Below are 18,013 nucleotides of genomic sequence, written 5' to 3'. Positions count from 1 at the left end.
TCTGCGGCATGATCCGCCGGACAGGTCCTCGTGCCGTGACCGGAACTAGCCGTCCGACGCCGCGACGAGTCGGACCAGTTCGATGCGGGAGCGGATACCCAGGCGGCTGAAGACGCCTCGCAGGTGGTGGTCGATCGTGCGGGGGCTGAGGGCGAGGTGGTCGGCGATCTCGCGGTTGGTCGCGCCGTCGGCCGCCATGCGGGCGATGAGCAGTTGCTGGGCGGTGAGAAGGGCGGCGGGGTCGTCGGGGCCGCGCGGGGGTGCGGCGGGCGCGCCGAGGGCGCGGAGTTCGGCGCGGGCCTGGTCGGCGCAGTGCGGGGCGCCGAAGGACTGGAAGGCCTCCAGGGCGCTGTGCAGTCGGTCGCGGGCCTCGCTGCGGCGACGCAGCCGGCGCAGGGCGGCGCCGAACAGCAGCTCCGTGCGGGCGCGTTCGAAGTCGCGGGTGCCGTGGGCGTGCAGGTCGAGGGCCGTGCGGTAGTGGTCGACGGCCTCGGCGCCGGGTGTCAGCAGGGCCCGGCAGCGGGCGCTGAGGGCCAGGTCGTCGGGGCTGCGGACGGCGCGGGCCCAGCGGTCGTAGTCGGCGTGCGCGGCCCGGGCGACGCGGGTGTCGCCGGTGCGGGCGGCGGCCTCGACGTAGTGCGGGGTGGCCAGGTGCCGGATGGCCCGGTGGCCGTGGCCGGGGCCGAACGCGGCGAGGGCACGCAGGCGGGCGGCGGCCGCCGCGAAACGGCCGGCGCCGAGGTCGAGGACGGCGAGCGCCCACTGGGCGAGCGCGGCGGGCAGGCCCAGGCCGCGGGCGAGGGCGTACGAGCGGGCGGCGGCGGCACGTTCACGGCACAGGTCGGCGTCGCCGGTGATCGCCGCGAACATGGCGAGGGCGGCCTGGAGATGGCAGGCACCGTTGTCCTGCCCGGTGGCGTACGCCTGTCGCAGGGCGTCCGCGGCGGCGGCCTCGCCCACGCGCGGGCGTCCGCTCCAGAAGTCGGCGTAGGCGCGGAACTCCATGGCCTGGGCGACGGTTCCCTGCGCGCCGCGGGTCCGGGCGGAGGCGGCGGCGCGCAGGGTGGCGGTGACGGCGCGGGTGTGGTCGCCGAGCATGAGCGCGGCGATCCCGGCATGAATGAGGAGAGTGGGGTCCCCGCCCGGCCCGCACCGCCCGGCCGTCGCCTCCAACACGTCCCGCGCGTCCTCGTACCGCCCCTCCACCGCGGCCGCCAGGCCCGTCAGGGTGCCCGGCACCACGATTCCCGCCCGCCGTGCGACACCCATGGCTTCCCGGCAGCGCCGTAGATCCCCTGTGTAGACGGCGGATTCGGTGGCACGGGCGAGGAGATGGGCGGCGGGGTCAGGAGTCTGTGCCGCGAGGGGGTGCACCGCCCACGAGACACGGTCCGCCGCCCGGGTGCGCCGAGCCCCGGCCCGCGTGCCCGGTTCGGACTCGTGCGCCGTGTCACCCACCTCCTGTTCCTCCACCGGTGCGGCCCCGGCCGGGCCCGGGGCCCGTGCCTCCCCCGTCCCTCCAGGCCGGTACGGCCGAGCCACACCACCCACACCCACGCGACCGACCGGTGACACGGCGGCGGCCCCGAGCCCCTCTTCCCGCCTCCGCCCGGACCCGACGGCTGGGCGGTGTGCCTCGGCGCGCACTCCCCCGGCCGGCCCTGCTGCCCGCCCCGCACGGGTCGCCGCCGTCAGCAACGCGTCGAACGCCTCCGACGCGTTGCCCGTGCGGAGGGCGAGGAGACCGGTCAGGGCGTCGTCGGTGGTGTGCCGGGCGAGGTGGCGGGCCCGGTCCGCGTCGCCGGAGGTCCAGGCGTCGGTGGCGGCGTGGGTGAGGAGGCGGGACCGTTCGTGGGGGTCGGGGGAGAGTGCGGCGGCGCGTTCGGCGAGGGCGCAGGCCAGGGCGGGGTGGCCGGTGCGGCGGGCCCGTTCGGCGGACGTGGCCAGTTGGGCCGCGAGGCGGGCGCTGGGGCCGAGGGCGGTGGCGGCCCGGTGCCAGGTGCGCTGGGGGGTCTCGGTGGCGCCGCCGAGGACGCGGGCCAGCAGCCGGTGGGCCTCGCGCCGGTCCTCCGGGGACGCCGTCTCGTACGCGGCGATGCGGGTCCAGGCGTCCCGGAAGCGGACCCCGCCCGTGGTCGCGTGGGCGAGGCCGGCCGCCTCGGCGGGGTCCAGCGGCCGGGTGTCGAGGCCTGCGGCGGCGACGGCGCGCAGGAAGGCGTGCGTGGCGACCGGGTACTGGTCGGCCGCGGCGAGCAGGAGCAGCAGCCGGGTGTCGTCCGGCAGCGCCCGCACCTCGGCGCGGTGCGCGCGCAGCAGTCCCGGGGCGAGTTCGGCGGGCTGCGTCGGGAGGGGGTCGAGCCCGGCCGACTGCCGTGCGGTGAGGAGCGCGGCGAGTTCGGCGGCGGCGCGCGGATCGTCGTGGACGCCGCGCAGCAGCCGGACCCGGACGCCCTCGGCCAGTGTGGCGGCGAGGTGCTGCCAGGCGTCCGGAGGCGGCGGTGGCGAAGTGCGGTCCAGAGGTGGGGGGTTCACCGGAGTCACCACGCCATCGACGTTACTCGCGGGTCAATTGACACGTAAAGACCGGCGATTTCACCGATGCGGCGCGCGTAGACCCACTCCCACACTCCTGAACACCCCACATGTCAGGAGGCACCATGCAGCGCCACAAGCGTCGCATCGCCACGGCACTCTCGGCCGTGGCCGCATCGCTCCTTCTGTCCCTCTCCCTGTCCGCGCCCTCCGCTCACGCGGCGAGCCGCAACCCCGTCGTCTTCGTCCACGGCATCAGCAGTTCGTCGAGCAGCTGGAACGACTGGATCGCCGACTTCAAGGCCGACGGCTACTCCTCCTCCGAGCTGTTCGCCTGGTCGTACGACTGGGGTCAGTCGAACGCGACCACGGCCCGTCAACTGGCCACGAAGGTGCAGAGCGTGCTGGCGCAGACCGGTGCGTCGAAGGTCGACATCGTGATCCACTCCATGGGCGCGCTGAGCGGCCGGTACTACCTCAAGAACCTGGGCGGGACGGCGTACGTGGACGACTTCGTCTCCGTCGCCGGGACGAACCACGGCACGTCCGTCGCCTCGCTGTGCGGGTGGCTGTACACGTCGTGCAAGGAGATGAACACGGGCAGTTCGTTCCTCACCGCGCTCAACTCCGGCGACGAGACGCCGGGCAGCGTGACGTACGCCAGCTACTGGTCGAACTGCGACGCGGCGATCGACCCGGACTCGTCGGCACTGCTGAGTGGCGCGACCAACGTCGGTGTCGGATGTGTCGAGCACCAGGACATGAACAACGACCACGGCATCTACGAGCAGGTCCGCGACTTCGTCGCCTGAGCGGGCGGCGGGGGGTGCGGCGGGCCCGTACGGGGGAGAATCGCGGTAGAAGGCCAGACCCGTCCGGTCCGGGAGGTCGCCATGCCGTTGTCCGCCGGCGCCCGCAAGGCGTCTCGGGGTCCCGTCCACCACCCGCTGTTCGCCCGCTGCTACGCCCGGGTCAGTGTGGCCGCCGAGACCCGGGGCGGCCTGGGTGCCGTACGGGAGCGGCTGCTGGCCGGGCTGTCCGGCCGGGTGCTGGAGGTCGGCGCGGGCAACGGGCTGAACTTCCGGCACTACCCCGCGGCCGTCTCGGAGGTCGTCGCGATCGAACCGGAGCCACTGCTGCGGAGGTTGGCCCTGGACGCGGCCCGGCGTGCCGAGGTGCCGGTCGACGTGGTGCCGGGTGCTGCGGAGGCGCTGCCGGTGAAGAGCGAGGCGTTCGACGCGGTGGTCGTGTCGCTGGTGCTGTGCAGTGTGCGGGACGTGCCGCGGGCCCTCGGCGAGGTGCGGCGGGTGCTGCGGCCCGGCGGCGCGGTCCGGTTCTTCGAGCACGGCAGGGGCGGCGGGCGGGCGATGACGTTCACCCAGCGGGCCCTGGACCACACCCTCTGGCCACCGCTGAGCGGCGGCTGTCATCTGAGCCGGGACCCGGTCGGCGCGCTGCGGGACGCCGGTTTCGAGCTCGGCCCCTACCGGCGGCTGCTGATGCCGGAGAAGGGGCCCAAGCTGCCCTCCTCGTACTGCGTGCTGGGCACCGCGTGGAACCCCGACGAGGAGGCGTGACTCACACGGTCCACTGGCGCAGCTCGTGCGCGATGTCGTGGACGGACGCCTCGCCGCTCTTCACCAGTCGGGCCAGGTCCCGCACCTGTTCCGGCGAGGTGGCCACCTTCAGGCCGCTGGCCACGAGGAAGGCGTAGGCGACGGCGGAGGCGAAGAGGGCGTTGGAGCGCTCCAGCGCCGGGACGTTGACGAGGAGTTGGAGCAGCGCCGCGGCGCGGGCGTGCGGGGAGTCGTAGACGGGGACGTCGAAGATCTCGGCGCGGTGGCGTGCGACGGCGGCGACGAGGGCACCCCAGTCGGTGACCTGGGGGTCCCCCGGCATCTTCTGTTCGGCGAGCATCAACAGCCAGGCGAGATCGATCTCGAGGTTGCTCAAGGGATCAGCCGCGACCCTCACGGTCGGTCTTCAGGTCGGTCTTGGGATCGGTCTTGAGGTCGGTGGTCGTGCCGAACTCCTCGGCGAACACCGTCTCGTACTGCTTCATGAAGTCGGCGGCGGCCTCCACGAAGGTGTGGCCGACCTCACCGGTGTCCTGTCTGACCAGCTCTTCGATGTAGCGGTTGACGCTCATGCCGCGCGCGAGGGCGCGTTCACGGGCCGCGCGGGCGGTGCCCTCGTCGACGCGCACGTTCAGCTGGGTCTTCGCCATACCTCGACGCTAGCGCCGGAGTGCTAGCACGGCAAGGGGCGACCGTGTGCGGTATTCGGGGGGCGAGTGTGGGGCGGGTCACACTACTCTCGGCTGGAACAGGGATTCGGCACGTCCACGCGAGCGAGGAGGCAGCCTTGTCCACACCTGCTGCGGAGCACGCCCCCGGTCTGGCCTCGGCCGACGGGATCGCGGCCCGCGCCCGCGGTCTGACCAAGGCGTACGGCTCGGGCGAGACGACGGTGCTCGCCCTGGATTCGGTCGACGTGGACGTCGCGCGCGGCCGCTTCACCGCGGTCATGGGCCCGTCGGGCTCGGGGAAGTCCACGTTGATGCACTGCCTGGCGGGGCTCGACACCGTCTCGGCCGGACAGGTGTGGCTCGGCGACACCGAGATCACGGGGTTGAAGGACCGCGAGCTGACCCGGCTGCGGCGGGACCGGATCGGGTTCATGTTCCAGTCGTTCAACCTGATCCCGACGCTGAACGCGGTGGAGAACATCACCCTGCCGATGGACATCGCGGGCCAGAAGGCCGACCAGAAGTGGCTCGACCAGGTCATCGACACGCTGGGGCTGCGCGACCGGCTCAAGCACCGGCCGTCCCAGCTCTCCGGCGGCCAGCAGCAGCGGGTCGCCTGCGCCCGGGCCCTCGCCTCGCGCCCGGAGCTGATCTTCGCGGACGAGCCGACCGGCAACCTGGACTCGCGCGCCGGTCTGGAGGTGCTGTCCTTCCTGCGGGAGGCCGTCGACCGGCTCGGGCAGACCGTCGTCATGGTCACCCATGACCCGGGCGCGGCCGCCCACTCCGACCTGGTGCTCTTCCTGGCGGACGGGCGGATCGTGGACGAGATGGAGCGGCCGACGGCGGAGGCCGTGCTGGAACGCATGAAGCTGTTCGACGTGACCCGCGGCCCGTTCGACGCCTCCGGCACCAACGGCGTACGGCCCGCCGCCGAGGAGGCATGACCCCGTGCTGAAGGCGACGCTGCGGAGCTTCCTCGCCCACAAGGGGCGCCTGGTGCTGTCGGCGCTGGCCGTCGTGCTGTCGGTGGCGTTCGTCGCCGGCAGCCTGATCTTCTCCGACACGGTGACCCGCACCTTCGACCGGCTCTTCGCCTCCACCTCGGCCGATGTGACGGTCGAGCCGAGGCAGGACCTGAAGTCATCCGTGCCGACCGGCGCGGTGCAGACCCTGCCCGCCTCCCTCGCCGGACGCCTCGCGCGGGTCGACGGGGTCGCTGCGGCCCACCCGGACGTGGGCGTCCAGAACATCACCGTGGTCGACAGCCAGAACAAGTCGGTCGGGCCGACCACGGGCGCGCCCACCATCGCCACCGACTGGAACCCCACCGACCGCAGCCCGGTGAGCCTGACGTCCGGCCACGCCCCGCGCGGCGCCGGTGAGGCCCTCCTCGACGCGGACACCGCCGACAAGAAGCACCTCGGGATCGGCGACACGCTCACGGTGCTGGCCCAGCCCGGCACCTTCAAGGTCGAGATCGTCGGCATCGCCACCTTCCGGACGACCAACCCGGGCGCCGCCCTCGTCTTCCTCGACCCGAAGACCGCGGGGAAGCAGCTGCTGGGCTCGGCGCAGCGGGCCACGAGCATCTCCGTGGACGCGGCGCGGGGCGTGACCGACACCGAACTGAAGGGCCACGTCGATGCCGCGCTCGACGGCGGCGGGCCCTACGACGTGAAGACCGCCGACGAACAGGCCAAGTCGGCCGCCGAGGACCTCGGCGGGTTCCTCGACGTCATCAAATACGTCATGTTGGGATTCGCCGGGATCGCCGTCCTGGTGGGTGTCTTCCTGATCGTCAACACCTTCTCGATGCTGATCGCACAGCGCACCCGTGAGCTCGGGCTGCTCAGGGCGCTCGGCGCCGACCGGCGTCAGGTGCGGCGTTCCGTGCTCACCGAGGCGGTGCTGCTCGGTCTGGTCGGCTCGACGCTGGGCCTGGCGGCCGGCATCGGGCTCGCGGCCGGGCTGATCGAGCTCATGGGCGTCTTCGGCATGAACCTCAACGCCGCCGAGATGGTCATCGGCTGGGTGACCCCGGTGTCGGCGTACGCGGTCGGCGTGGGCGTCACCTTCGTGGCGGCCTACCTGCCGGCCCGGCGCGCGGCGGGCGTGTCCCCGATGGCGGCCCTCTCGGACGCCGAGGTCGCCGGCGTGGGCCGCCCGCTCAAGGTGCGCGCGGTGGTCGGCGCGGTCGTGGGGGCGGCCGGTGTGGCCGCGCTCGCGGGCTGCGCCGCCGCGTCGAAGACGGCGTCGGCGGCCTCCCTGCTGGGGCTCGGCGTGGTCCTCACCCTGATCGCGACCGTGGTCGCGGGCCCGCTGCTGGTGCGTCCGGTGATCCGCGTGCTCGGTGCGGGCTTCCCCGCGCTGTTCGGCTCCGTCGGGCGGATGAGCCAGCGCAACGCCCTGCGCAACCCCCGCCGCACCGGGGCCACCGCCGCCGCGCTCATGGTGGGCCTCGCACTGGTGGGCGGCATGTCGGTGGCGAGCGCCTCGATGTCCAGGTCCTTCGACCAGCAGATCGACAAGACGCTGGGCGCCGACTTCGTCATCCAGAACGCCAACTTCACCCCGTTCTCCCAGGAGGTCACGGACGCGGTGCGCGACACGGACGGCGTCGGCCTCGTCGTACGCCAGCGGTTCGCGCCCCTCGCCGTCCGCCTGCCGGACGGCAAGCGCGTCGAGACGACGGCCAGCGGATACGACGACCAGGTCGACGACGTCGCCCACGTCACCTACGCCGAGGGCGACTCGGCGGCGGCCCTGGCGGACGGCGCGATCGGCATGGACGTCGACTTCGCCCGGGACCACGGCGTACGGCTGGGCAGTGTGCTCCCGGTCGAGTTCCCCGGCGACCGCAGGACCGAGCTGAAGGTGGGCGCGCTCACCGACCAGGACTCCGCCGGCGGCTTCGGCATGCAGGGCGGGCTGTTCCTCGGGCTCTCGACCGTCGAGAAGTACATCCCGGGCGGCCAGGACTCCGCGCTCTACGTGAACGCGGCCCCCGGCACGAACGCCGACCGGCTGCGCCCCCGTCTGGAGCGGACGCTCGACCCGTATCCGCAGGTCCAGGTGCGCGACCAGGCCGACTACAAGAAGCTGGTCCACGACCAGATCGCCGTGCTGCTCTACCTGGTGTACGCGCTGCTCGGGCTGGCGATCGTCATCGCCGTGCTCGGCGTGGTGAACACCCTCGCCCTGTCGGTCGTGGAGCGCACCCGGGAGATCGGGCTGCTCCGGGCCATCGGGCTCGCCCGGCGGCAGCTGCGCCGGATGATCCGGCTGGAGTCGGTGGTGATCGCGGTGTTCGGCGCGGTCCTGGGGCTGGCGCTGGGACTGGTGTGGGGCGTGTGCACCCAGCAGGTGCTGGCGTTGCAGGGCATGAAGGCGCTGGCGGTCCCGTGGGGCACGATCGTCGCGGTCGTCATCGGCTCGGCGGTCGTGGGCGTGGTGGCGGCGCTGCTCCCGGCGTTGCGTGCATCCCGCATGAATGTGCTGGCGGCGATCGCGCACGAGTGATGGAATCGCGGCGCAGGCTCAAGTCGCCCGCCACCGAGGAGAGTTCATGCCGCGTCCGTTCCGCTTCGGAGCCAGTCTGCTGGACCCCGCGCCCGCCGAGGAGTGGCGAGCCAAGTGCCGACGGGTCGAGGAGCTCGGCTACGACGTGCTCCTGGTCCCCGACCATCTGGGGATGCCGGCGCCGTTCCCCGCCCTGGTCGCCGCCGCCGAGGCCACCGAGCGACCCCGCCTGGGCACGTTCGTGCTCAACGCGGGTTTCTGGAACCCGGCGCTGCTGGCCCGCGAGGTGACGACGACGGACGCGCTGACGGGTGGGCGCCTGGAACTCGGCCTGGGCACCGGGTACGTCCGCGCGGAGCACGAGACGGCGGGGCTGCCGTGGGGGTCGCCGGGCGAGCGGGTGGCCCATCTGCGGCGCACGGTCGAGGAGCTGGAGCGGCTGCTGGGCCCGGAGGGCCGGGTGCCGCTGCTGATCGGCGCCAACGCGGACCGCGTGATGCGCCTGACCGCCGAGCGCGCCGACATCGCCGGGTTCACGGGCGCCCGCCTGGTGCCGGGGAGCACCACGGGAAAGCTCGCCCCGCTCACGGCCGAGCAGTTCGACGAGCGCGTGGCGCGCTACCGGGAGCTGGCCGCCGGCCGTGCGGAGCCGGCCGAACTGAACCTGCTCATCCAGATGGTGGTCGTCACCGAGGACCGGGAGAAGGCGGTCCGGCCCCTGCTGGAGCGGGTGCCGGAGCTCACCGTGGACCAGGCGCTGGAGCTGCCGATCCTGCTGGTCGGCACGGTGGACGAGATCGTCGCGCAGGTGCTCGCGCAACGCGAGCGCTACGGGTTCACCTATCTGACCGTGCTGGAGCCGTACATGGAGGCGTTCGCGCCGGTCGTCGAAGCCCTCCGGGAGAGGTGAGCGTCCGGATGGTGGAATTCCGCGTCCGGGCACGCCGCTCATGATCTGATCATCTTCATGCCTGATCTACAGATACGGGCCGCGACGCCCGACGACCTCGACACCGTGCTGGCCTTCTGGAAGACGGCCGCGGAAGGTACGAGCATCAGCGACGACCGGGAGGGTGTCGAACGGCTGGTCGCCCGTGACCCCGAGGCGCTGATCCTCGCCGAGAGCGGTGGCGAGCTGGTGGGCACGGTGATCGCTGGCTTCGACGGGTGGCGCTGCCATCTGTACCGGCTGGCCGTGCATCCGGGGCGCCGCCGCCAGGGCATCGGGTCGGCCCTGCTCACCGCGGCGGAGGAGCGCTTCGTGGGGCTGGGCGGGCGCCGCGGGGACGCGATGGTGCTCACGCGGAACGAGACCGCGCATCATGCGTGGCGCGCGGCGGGGTACGCGCCAGAGGAGCGGTGGCGGCGCTGGGTGAAGCACCTCACCGACTGAGCATCTTTGCCGACCCTTTACCATTGAGGGGCGGCATCCAGTCACCGCGTCCGTTCCTTCTGATGAAAGGTGTGAGCGTCCGCCCATGGGCGAGCCTCCCAGTACGCGACATCGCGCGATCCTTCCTGCCCTGTCCGATCCTGGGACGGAGGTGACCCGATGACCGAAGTGCTGCTGCTCCTGGTGGCGATCCTGCTGTCGGTCGCCTGCGGTGCCTTCGTCGCGGCCGAGTTCTCGCTGACCACCGTCGAGCGCAGCGAACTCGAACGGGCGGTGGAACGCGGCGAGCGCGGGGCCGCGGGCGCCCTCAAGGCCGTACGGAACCTGACCTTCCAGCTCTCCGGGGCTCAGCTCGGCATCACCGTCACCAACCTGGTCGTCGGTATGCTCGCCGAGCCGTCGATCGCCAAGCTGATCGCGGGCCCGCTGGAGTCCATGGGCATCCCGGAGGGGGCCGCGTCCTCGGTCGCCCTGGTGCTCGGTACGGCCCTGTCGACCGTCTTCCTGATGGTCGTCGGCGAGCTCGTGCCCAAGAACTGGGCGATCTCCGCGCCGCTGGCCATGGCCAAGCGGGTGGGCAACGCGCAGCGCTGGTTCAGCGCGGCCTTCCGCCCCTTCATCACCCACCTCAACAACACGGCCAACCGCGTGGTGCGCCGCCTCGGCATAGAGCCCGCCGAGGAACTGGCCTCCGCACGCGGACCGCAGGAACTGGCCGCCCTGGCCCGGCACTCCGCCAAACAGGGTGCCCTGGAGGCGGACACCGCCGAACTGTTCGTCCGGACCCTGAACCTCGCCGACCTGACCGCCGGGAACGTGATGACCCCGCGCGTGCAGGTCATCGCCCTGGACGCCCAGGCGACCTGCGAGGACGTGGCCAACGCGACGCGGGCGACGGGCCTGTCCCGCTTCCCCGTCTTCCGCGGCAACCTCGACTCGGTGGTCGGCACGGCCCACATCAAGGACGTGCTGGCGGTGCCCGCGGAGCGCCGCCAGCAGGTGTCCGTCGCCGAGCTGATGCGCGAGCCGCTGCTCGTGCCGCAGTCGCTGACCGTGGACCGGCTGCTGGACCGGCTGTCCGGCAAGCGCACGATGGCCGTCGTCATCGACGAGTACGGCGGCACGGCCGGCGTGGCGACGCTCGAGGACATTGTCGAGGAGGTCGTCGGCGAGGTGCGCGACGAGCACGACCCGCACGAGATCTCCGACCTGGCCCCGGCCGGCACGGACGAGCACGGCCGTGCCGTGTACTCGGCCGACGGCGCCGCGCGCATGGACCAACTCGCGCGCGTGGGTCTACGGCCGCCCGAGGGGCCGTACGAGACGCTGGCCGGTCTCGTCGCCACGGAAATCGGCCGCATACCGGTCGTCGGTGACGTCCTGGAGGTCACGGGCTGGCGCATGGAGGTCGTGGACGCCTCCGGCCACCGCGCCGCCCGCGTCCTGCTGCACGCACCGCTCGACGACGCCCCCGAGACGGGTGACGCCCTCACGCCGGGCGACGACAAGGAGGTCGGCCGGTGACCGCCGTACAGCTGCTGATCGGCCTTGCGACCCTGGTCGTCAACGCCTTCTTCGTCGGCGCCGAGTTCGCGCTGATCTCCGTACGGCGCTCCCAGATCGAGCCGTACGCCGAACAGGGCGACCGGCGCGCCAAGAGCGTGCTGTGGGGCCTGGAGCACGTGTCCGCGCTGATGGCGGCCGCGCAGCTCGGGATCACGCTGTGCACCCTGGTGCTCGGTGTGGTCGCGGAGCCCGCGATCGCGCATCTGCTGGAACCGGTGTTCCACGCCGTCGGCGTGCCCGAGAGCGCCGGTCACGTGGTGTCATTCGTGATCGCGCTGACTCTGGCAACGTATCTGCACATGCTCCTCGGCGAGATGGTGCCGAAGAACATCGCGCTGGCCGAACCCGTGCGCAGCGCCCTGATGCTCGGCCCGCCGCTGGTCACGCTGTCCCGCGGCCTGCGCCCGGTGATCTTCACGATCAACGCCTTCGCCAACACCGTGCTCAAGCTGATGCGGGTCGAGACGAAGGACGAGGTCACGGCGTCGTTCTCGGACGCCGAGCTGGCCCAGATCGTGAAGGACGCGGGCGAGGCCGGCCTGATCGACGACCGGGCGCAGGAGCGGCTGCACGACGCGCTGGAGCTGGGCCGGCGCCCCGTGCGCGACGTGGTGGTTCCGCTGGAACGCGTGGTCTACGCGCGCGTGGGTGTCACACCGGAGGGGCTGGAGCGGCTGTCGGCCGAGTTCGGGTTCTCCCGCTTCCCCGTGGTGGACGAGGGACGCCGGATCGTGGGCTACCTCCATGTCAAGGACGCGCTGGACGCCTCGCCCCGGGACATGCCGTTCCGGCTGCGGGACATGCGCTCCATCGCGCGCGTGCGGGAGACCACGCCCCTGGACGACGTCCTCACGGCGATGCGCGGCAGCCGAACGCACCTCGCGGCCGTCCTGGGCTCCGACGGCCGCCTGGCCGGCCTGGTGACCATGGAGGACGTGCTGCGGGAGCTGTTCGGGCAGCGGGCGTGAGGGGCTGAGGCCGGGGTGCCGGGGCGGGGCGGTGGTGCAGGCCGACCGACCGATGGGTATGGGCCTCGGGATACCATCTCTGACGCCATGCAGACGAACGCCACGAACTCCACGAACTCCACGCACCCCACCTACACCAGCCTGGTCGCCGTCGGCGACTCCTTCACCGAGGGCATGTCGGACCTGCTCCCCGACGGCACCTACCGGGGCTGGGCGGATCTCCTCGCGGCCCGGATGGCCGCGCGCACGCCCGACTTCCGGTACGCCAACCTCGCGGTGCGGGGGAAGCTGATCGGGCAGATCGTCGACGAGCAGGTGCCGGTGGCGGCCGCGATGGGCGCCGACGTGATCACTCTCGTCGGCGGCCTGAACGACACGCTGCGCCCCAAGTGCGACATGGTCCGGGTGCGGGACCTGCTGACGGAGGCCGTGGAGCGGCTCGCCCCCTCCTGCAAGCAGTTGGTGCTGATGCGCAGCCCGGGCCGGCAGGGCCCGGTCCTGGAGCGGTTCCGGCCGCGCATGGAGGAACTGTTCGCCTGCGTCGACGACCTCGCCGCCCGGCACGGCGCGCTCGTCGTCGACCTGTACGCGGCTCCCTCGCTCGGCGACCCGCGCATGTGGGACGTGGACCGGCTGCACCTGACGGCCGAGGGCCACCGGCGGGTCGCCGAGGCGGTGTGGCAGGGGCTCGGACACGACCCCGAGGACGCGGACTGGCACACGCCCATGCCGGCCACCCTGCCGCCGGGCTGGGTCACCCGGCGCGTCGCGGACGCGCGGTTCGCCCGGCAGTACCTGCTGCCGTGGATAGTCCGCCGCCTCACGGGCCGCTCCTCCGGCGACGGACTGCCTCCCAAGCGGCCCGAGTTGCTGCCCTACGAGGGTCCGGCGGCGTAACCGCCATGACCACGCGGGTGATCAACGTCAGGGGCCGCCTCCACGAGTACGGCCCCCGGCTGGAACACGCCCCCGCGGACATCGTCTACGTCGGCCGTCGCTGGACCTTGGGAGGCTGGGACCTCCCCAGGCATCCGCTGTACAACCCGTTCGCCTACGACACCCCCACGAAGAAGCGGGACGGGACGCGGGCGGAGGTCATGGCCAAGTACCGCGCGTACCTGCTCCGGCGGCCCGACCTTCTCGCCCTCCTGCCGGAGCTGCGCGGCAAGACACTGGCCTGCTGGTGTGCGCCGGAGCCGTGCCATGCCGAGGTGCTGGTGGAGCTGGCCGAGGCCAGGGAGGTCAGCTGATGAGCCGTCCCTGGGCGTCGTAGGTGTACGTCTGTGCTCCGCGCCGACCCGGTCAACACCGCGACCGGCATGTTCTTCGAGCAGCTCACCGACGCCAAGCCGGTCGGCGTCGGCCTGGCACTCTGTACGCCGCCCCGCACCTGGTGATCCACTACATCACCGAGCACCAGTACTGCCCGCCCGAGCCCTTCTGCCGTGCGGCGGCCAGGGCGGTGGGCCTCGACCCGGCCGGGGAGTTGACCTTGGTCGACTGACCGGCGCCGGCGACGCGGCGTGACCCCGCCGCGTGCACCGAGCCCCGCCGGAGCGTCCCGGCGGGGCTCACCTGCGCCGTCCGGACTTCGGGACGATCCGAAGGCGCCCCGGACGACGGGTAAACTCCGGACACGTGACTTCTGCGCCCGCCAAGCCCCGCATCCCGAACGTTCTCGCCGGACGGTACGCCTCCGCCGAGCTCGCCACGCTCTGGTCCCCCGAGCAGAAGGTGAAACTGGAGCGGCGGCTCTGGCTCGCCGTGCTGCGGGCCCAGAAGGACCTCGGGATCGAGGTCCCGGAGCAGGCGCTCACCGACTACGAACGTGTCCTCGACCAGGTCGACCTCGCTTCCGTCGCCGAGCGCGAGAAGGTCACCCGGCACGACGTGAAGGCGCGGATCGAGGAGTTCAACGACCTCGCCGGGCACGAGCAGGTGCACAAGGGCATGACGTCCCGCGACCTGACCGAGAACGTCGAGCAGCTCCAGATCCGCCTCTCCCTGGAGCTGGTCCGCGACCGTACGGTGGCCGTGCTCGCCCGGCTGGGCAAGCTCGCCGGTGAGTACGGCGAGCTGGTCATGGCCGGCCGCTCCCACAACGTCGCCGCGCAGGCCACCACCCTCGGCAAGCGCTTCGCGACCGCCGCCGACGAACTGCTCGTGGCGTACGGGCGGGTCGAGGAGCTGCTCGCCCGCTACCCGCTGCGCGGCATCAAGGGCCCGGTGGGCACGGCGCAGGACATGCTGGACCTGCTCGGCGGGGACGCGTCGAAGCTGGCGGAGCTGGAGCAGCGGATCGCCGCCCACCTGGGCTTCTCGCAGGCGTTCACATCGGTGGGCCAGGTCTACCCGCGCTCGCTGGACTACGAGGTCGTGACCGCGCTGGTGCAGCTGGCGGCCGCGCCGTCGTCGCTGGCGAAGACGATCCGGCTGATGGCGGGCCACGAGCTGGTCACCGAGGGCTTCAAGCCGGGCCAGGTCGGTTCCTCCGCGATGCCGCACAAGATGAACACCCGCTCCTGTGAACGCGTCAACGGCCTGATGGTCATCCTGCGCGGGTACGCCTCGATGACGGGTGAGCTGGCGGGCGACCAGTGGAACGAGGGCGACGTGTCCTGCTCGGTGGTGCGCCGGGTCGCGCTGCCGGACGCGTTCTTCGCGCTGGACGGTCTGCTGGAGACCTTCCTGACGGTGCTCGACGAGTTCGGCGCCTTCCCGGCGGTCGTGGCCCGCGAGCTGGACCGCTACCTGCCGTTCCTCGCCACCACCAAGGTGCTGATGGGCGCGGTGCGCGCGGGTGTCGGACGTGAGCTCGCGCACGAGGCGATCAAGGAGAACGCCGTCGCGTCCGCGCTGGCGATGCGCGAGCAGGGCGCCGAGCGCAACGAGCTGCTCGACAAGCTCGCCGCCGACGAGCGCATCCCGCTCGACCGCGCGCAGCTGGACGCCCTGATGGCCGACAAGCTGTCCTTCACGGGCGCGGCCGCCGACCAGGTCGGCGTCGTCGTCGGCCGGATCGAGGAGATCGTCAAGCGGCACCCGGAGGCCGCGGGCTACACCCCCGGAGCGATCCTCTGACGCGCTTCACCCCGGCGGAGCTGGAGGCCGCCCGCGACCGTCTCGTACCGGACGTCGTCGCGGACGGCCTCAGCGTGCTGTTCTGTGGCATCAACCCCGGCCTGATGACAGCGGCGACGGGTCACCACTTCGCCCGCCCCGGGAACCGGTTCTGGCCGGTGCTGCATCTGTCCGGCTTCACTCCGAGGCTCATGAAACCGTCGGAGCAGCGGGAGTTGCTGTCGTACGGGCTCGGCATCACGAACGTGGTCGCGCGGGCCACGGCCCGGGCCGACGAACTCACCGCGGAGGAGTACCGGGAGGGCGGGCGGCGGCTCGCGCTGAAGGTGGCGCGGCTGCGGCCCCGTTGGCTGGCGGTCGTGGGCGTCACCGCTTACCGGGCCGCGTTCGACGACCGGAAGGCCCGGGTGGGGCCGCAGGAGCGGGTCATCGGGGACACGCGCGTGTGGGTTCTGCCGAATCCCAGTGGGCTGAACGCGCACTGGACGGCGGCGACGATGGCCGAGGAGTTCGCACGGCTGCGGGTGGCGGCGGAGGCGTAGCGGGCCGGGCTCATGGTGGGGCTGTGTCGGTGACGACCAGGAGAAGTTGGATCTCGTCGTCCGGGTCGACGTCCGCCACGCCGAGAACCGCCCAACGCCCGTGCGCCGTCAGCTCCCAGAGGTAGGCGTCGCCCATGGTGAGGCTGAGCCGGGCCCAGGGTTCGGGTATCTCCTCCGTCGCCGTCCGCAGCCGTATCGTCTGCAGGCCGATGTGTTCCGGTTCTCCCCAGCCCTCGGCCAGGATCCGGGCCGCGTCCTCCCAGTCGTCGTGGAACCGCTCCGCCACCGTGATCCGCTCCGCGGGGTCCCCGGCCGTGACACCGACGCTCGTCGCCAGTTCGGCGGTGACGTACCTCTGCTGGGCCGGGAACGCCTGGGTGCCCAGCAGGCCGATCCCGGCGAGGTGCTGATCGGGGCTCATGCCTCCAGTAAACCGGTCACCTCTGACAATTGGTGAGGTGTCAGAAGGCCGTCGTGGTCAGGCGTCCCGGCGCCGCAGGCTCCAGCCGCCGGCGAGCAGGGCGAGGGCCGTCCACAGTGCGGTCACCGCGAGGCCGGTCCACGGTCCCAGCGGTCCGTCGTGCGTCTCGTACAGGACGACCTGACCTGCCTTGTCGGGCAGGAAGTCGGCGACCGTGCCGGTCGCGTCCCCGATCACGAACGAGACGACGAGGGTGAACGGGATCAGCAGGGACAGCGTGGCCGTCCCGCTGCGCAGCAGGGCGGCGAGGCCGGCCGCGAGCAGCGCCATCAGCATCAGGTACACCCCGCCGCCCACGACACCGCGCACCTGTTCACCGACGGTGAGTCCGTTCGCCGCCTCGCCGAGGCCGGCCCGTGCCACGACGAGGGCGGCGAGGGTGGTGGCCAGACCCACGACGAGGGCCGGTACGGCGATGGCGGTCGCCTTGGCGGCGAACCATCGTCCGCGGTGCGGTGTCGCGGCGAGCGTCAGCCGGAGCGCGCCCCCGTGGAACTCCGACGCCACGGCCGTGGCACCGAACGAAACGGCGGCGATCTGGCCGGGGACGATCCCGGACAGCGCCATGAACAGCGGGTCGAAACCGGGGTCGGAGGTGTCCGAGACTCCGGCGAGCGCGGAGAACGCCGTGGTCGCGGCGAACACCGCCAGCAGGGCGCCGCACAGCGACCGCAGGGTACGGATCTTGATCCACTCCGAGTGGAGAGCGGGGGCGAACGTCATCGTCGGGCCTCCTGGGGAAGGGCGGTGAACTCGGTTTCCGTCGTCGTCAGATCGAGGTAGGCCTGCTCCAGGGTGCCCTCCTCGGCGGCCAGTTCGAGCAGGGGCAGACCGGCGCCGGAGGCCAGTCGGCCGATGTCGTCCACGCGTGCGTGCTGCACAGTCCAGTGACCGTCCTCGTGTCGCTCGGCGTGCAGACCGTGCCGCGCGAGGAGGTCCTCCAGCGCGGGGACGTCCGTCGTGCGGATCCGGACGCGGGGCTGTACGCGCGCGTCGATGAAGTCCCGCATCGGGGTGTCGGCGAGGAGGCGGCCGCGACCGAGGACGACGAGGTGGTCGGCGAAGGACGCGGTCTCGTTCATGAGATGGCTGGAGACCAGGACCGTGCGCCCCTCCCCCGCGAGCCGGCGCAGCAACCGGCGTATCCAGATGATGCCTTCGGGGTCGAGGCCGTTGGAGGGTTCGTCGAGCAGGACCACCTCGGGGTCGCCGAGCAGGGCGGCGGCGATGCCCAGCCGTTGGCGCATGCCCAGGGAGTACGTCTTCACCCTGCGCCGCGCGGCCGGTGCGAGACCGGTCTCCTCCAGCACCTCATCGACCCGACGGGCGGGGATGCGGTTGCTCGCCGCGAGGGCACGCAGATGGTCGCGGCCGGTGCGGGAGCCGTGCGCGGCCTGGGCGTCGAGCAACGCCCCGACGTGGCACAGGGGTTCGCTCAGGGTGGCGTAGGGGAGGCCGCCGATCGTGGCGGAGCCCGAGGTCGGCCGGTCAAGGCCGAGCACGAGCCGCATGGTGGTGGACTTTCCGGCGCCGTTCGGGCCGAGGAAGCCGGTGACGCGGCCGGGCAGGACACGGAAAGTGAGGTCGTCCACGGCTCGTCGGGTGCCGTACTCCTTGGTGAGGTTCTGGACGTCGATGCTGGTCATGGCAGCAGCGTGGCCCGTGGAACGGGAGCTGGGC

18 protein-coding genes are annotated in these 18,013 nt (G+C 72.5%); 12 read left to right on the top strand and 6 right to left on the bottom strand.

Annotated features, from left to right (window positions below):
- Window positions 1-45: 45 nt before the first annotated feature.
- Window positions 46-2,541, bottom strand: a complete 2,496-nt coding sequence (locus tag ACGFNV_RS37500) for a LuxR C-terminal-related transcriptional regulator (RefSeq protein ID WP_393628981.1) — start codon at window positions 2,539-2,541, stop codon at window positions 46-48.
- A 116-nt stretch (window positions 2,542-2,657) separates the two neighbouring features.
- Here ACGFNV_RS37500 and ACGFNV_RS37495 point away from each other — a divergent pair, with 116 nt between their 5' ends.
- Together ACGFNV_RS37495 and ACGFNV_RS37490 are read left to right on the top strand one after the other, a co-directional pair.
- Window positions 2,658-3,344, top strand: coding sequence for an esterase/lipase family protein (locus ACGFNV_RS37495; protein WP_393628885.1), 687 nt, complete (start codon window positions 2,658-2,660; stop codon window positions 3,342-3,344).
- 81 nt (window positions 3,345-3,425) lie between these two features.
- A complete protein-coding gene (locus ACGFNV_RS37490; RefSeq protein ID WP_393628883.1) occupies window positions 3,426-4,109 on the top strand; it encodes a class I SAM-dependent methyltransferase in 684 nt (227 codons plus the stop codon).
- A 1-nt stretch (window position 4,110) separates the two neighbouring features.
- Here the strand turns inward: ACGFNV_RS37490 and ACGFNV_RS37485 are convergent, their stop codons facing one another.
- Both ACGFNV_RS37485 and ACGFNV_RS37480 read right to left on the bottom strand, forming a co-directional pair.
- Window positions 4,111-4,485 (bottom strand): fic family toxin-antitoxin system, toxin component, encoded by a 375-nt coding sequence (locus tag ACGFNV_RS37485; protein WP_133931860.1) that lies wholly within the window; start codon window positions 4,483-4,485, stop codon window positions 4,111-4,113.
- 4 nt (window positions 4,486-4,489) lie between these two features.
- A complete protein-coding gene (locus ACGFNV_RS37480; protein WP_393628881.1) occupies window positions 4,490-4,759 on the bottom strand; it encodes a toxin-antitoxin system HicB family antitoxin in 270 nt (89 codons plus the stop codon).
- 137 nt (window positions 4,760-4,896) lie between these two features.
- On the opposite strand from ACGFNV_RS37480, the gene ACGFNV_RS37475 reads away from it, so the two are divergent.
- From ACGFNV_RS37475 to mug, 10 genes are all read left to right on the top strand, one after another.
- Complete coding sequence (locus ACGFNV_RS37475) at window positions 4,897-5,727, top strand: ABC transporter ATP-binding protein (RefSeq protein WP_393628879.1); 831 nt, start codon at window positions 4,897-4,899, stop codon at window positions 5,725-5,727.
- 4 nt (window positions 5,728-5,731) lie between these two features.
- A complete protein-coding gene (locus tag ACGFNV_RS37470; RefSeq protein WP_393628877.1) occupies window positions 5,732-8,302 on the top strand; it encodes an ABC transporter permease in 2,571 nt (856 codons plus the stop codon).
- A gap of 46 nt (window positions 8,303-8,348) precedes the next feature.
- The gene (locus ACGFNV_RS37465; protein ID WP_393628875.1) at window positions 8,349-9,212 is read left to right on the top strand and encodes an LLM class F420-dependent oxidoreductase; all 864 of its coding nucleotides are present in this window, start codon (window positions 8,349-8,351) and stop codon (window positions 9,210-9,212) included.
- Between the two features lie 57 nt (window positions 9,213-9,269).
- Complete coding sequence (locus ACGFNV_RS37460; RefSeq protein ID WP_393628873.1) at window positions 9,270-9,695, top strand: GNAT family N-acetyltransferase; 426 nt, start codon at window positions 9,270-9,272, stop codon at window positions 9,693-9,695.
- 159 nt (window positions 9,696-9,854) lie between these two features.
- The gene (locus ACGFNV_RS37455) at window positions 9,855-11,219 is read left to right on the top strand and encodes a hemolysin family protein (RefSeq protein WP_393628871.1); all 1,365 of its coding nucleotides are present in this window, start codon (window positions 9,855-9,857) and stop codon (window positions 11,217-11,219) included.
- A complete protein-coding gene (locus tag ACGFNV_RS37450; RefSeq protein ID WP_393628869.1) occupies window positions 11,216-12,229 on the top strand; it encodes a hemolysin family protein in 1,014 nt (337 codons plus the stop codon). Before ACGFNV_RS37455 ends, ACGFNV_RS37450 begins: the two co-directional genes overlap by 4 nt.
- Window positions 12,230-12,316: 87 nt before the next feature.
- Window positions 12,317-13,126, top strand: a complete 810-nt coding sequence (locus ACGFNV_RS37445) for an SGNH/GDSL hydrolase family protein (RefSeq protein WP_393628867.1) — start codon at window positions 12,317-12,319, stop codon at window positions 13,124-13,126.
- A 5-nt stretch (window positions 13,127-13,131) separates the two neighbouring features.
- The gene (locus tag ACGFNV_RS37440) at window positions 13,132-13,479 is read left to right on the top strand and encodes a DUF4326 domain-containing protein (protein WP_393628865.1); all 348 of its coding nucleotides are present in this window, start codon (window positions 13,132-13,134) and stop codon (window positions 13,477-13,479) included.
- Window positions 13,480-13,867: 388 nt separating this feature from the next.
- Window positions 13,868-15,310, top strand: a complete 1,443-nt coding sequence (gene purB, locus ACGFNV_RS37435) for an adenylosuccinate lyase (protein ID WP_393628864.1) — start codon at window positions 13,868-13,870, stop codon at window positions 15,308-15,310.
- Entirely contained in the window at window positions 15,307-15,852 is a 546-nt protein-coding gene (mug, locus tag ACGFNV_RS37430) for a G/U mismatch-specific DNA glycosylase (protein WP_393628979.1), read from the top strand. The genes purB and mug overlap by 4 nt, the downstream gene beginning before the upstream one ends.
- A 10-nt stretch (window positions 15,853-15,862) precedes the next feature.
- Here mug and ACGFNV_RS37425 read toward each other — a convergent pair whose 3' ends face one another.
- Genes ACGFNV_RS37425 through ACGFNV_RS37415 form a run of 3 tightly spaced genes read right to left on the bottom strand, consistent with a single transcriptional unit; the run spans window position 15,863 to window position 17,979 of the window.
- Window positions 15,863-16,273 carry a hypothetical protein gene (locus ACGFNV_RS37425; RefSeq protein WP_393628862.1) on the bottom strand — a complete coding sequence of 137 codons (411 nt, stop codon included), beginning with the start codon at window positions 16,271-16,273 and terminating at the stop codon, window positions 15,863-15,865.
- Window positions 16,274-16,330: 57 nt separating this feature from the next.
- Window positions 16,331-17,056 (bottom strand): ABC transporter permease, encoded by a 726-nt coding sequence (locus tag ACGFNV_RS37420; protein WP_393628860.1) that lies wholly within the window; start codon window positions 17,054-17,056, stop codon window positions 16,331-16,333.
- On the bottom strand, window positions 17,053-17,979 hold the full coding sequence (locus ACGFNV_RS37415) for an ATP-binding cassette domain-containing protein (protein WP_393628858.1): 927 nt from the start codon (window positions 17,977-17,979) through the stop codon (window positions 17,053-17,055). Before ACGFNV_RS37415 ends, ACGFNV_RS37420 begins: the two co-directional genes overlap by 4 nt.
- Window positions 17,980-18,013 lie beyond the last annotated feature (34 nt).

This window comes from Streptomyces sp. NPDC048751 (assembly GCF_043198595.1).
GTDB lineage: Bacteria > Actinomycetota > Actinomycetes > Streptomycetales > Streptomycetaceae > Streptomyces.
The sequence above is the reverse complement of the archived record's forward strand: the minus strand, read 5'-3'. Positions and strand labels throughout refer to the sequence as shown.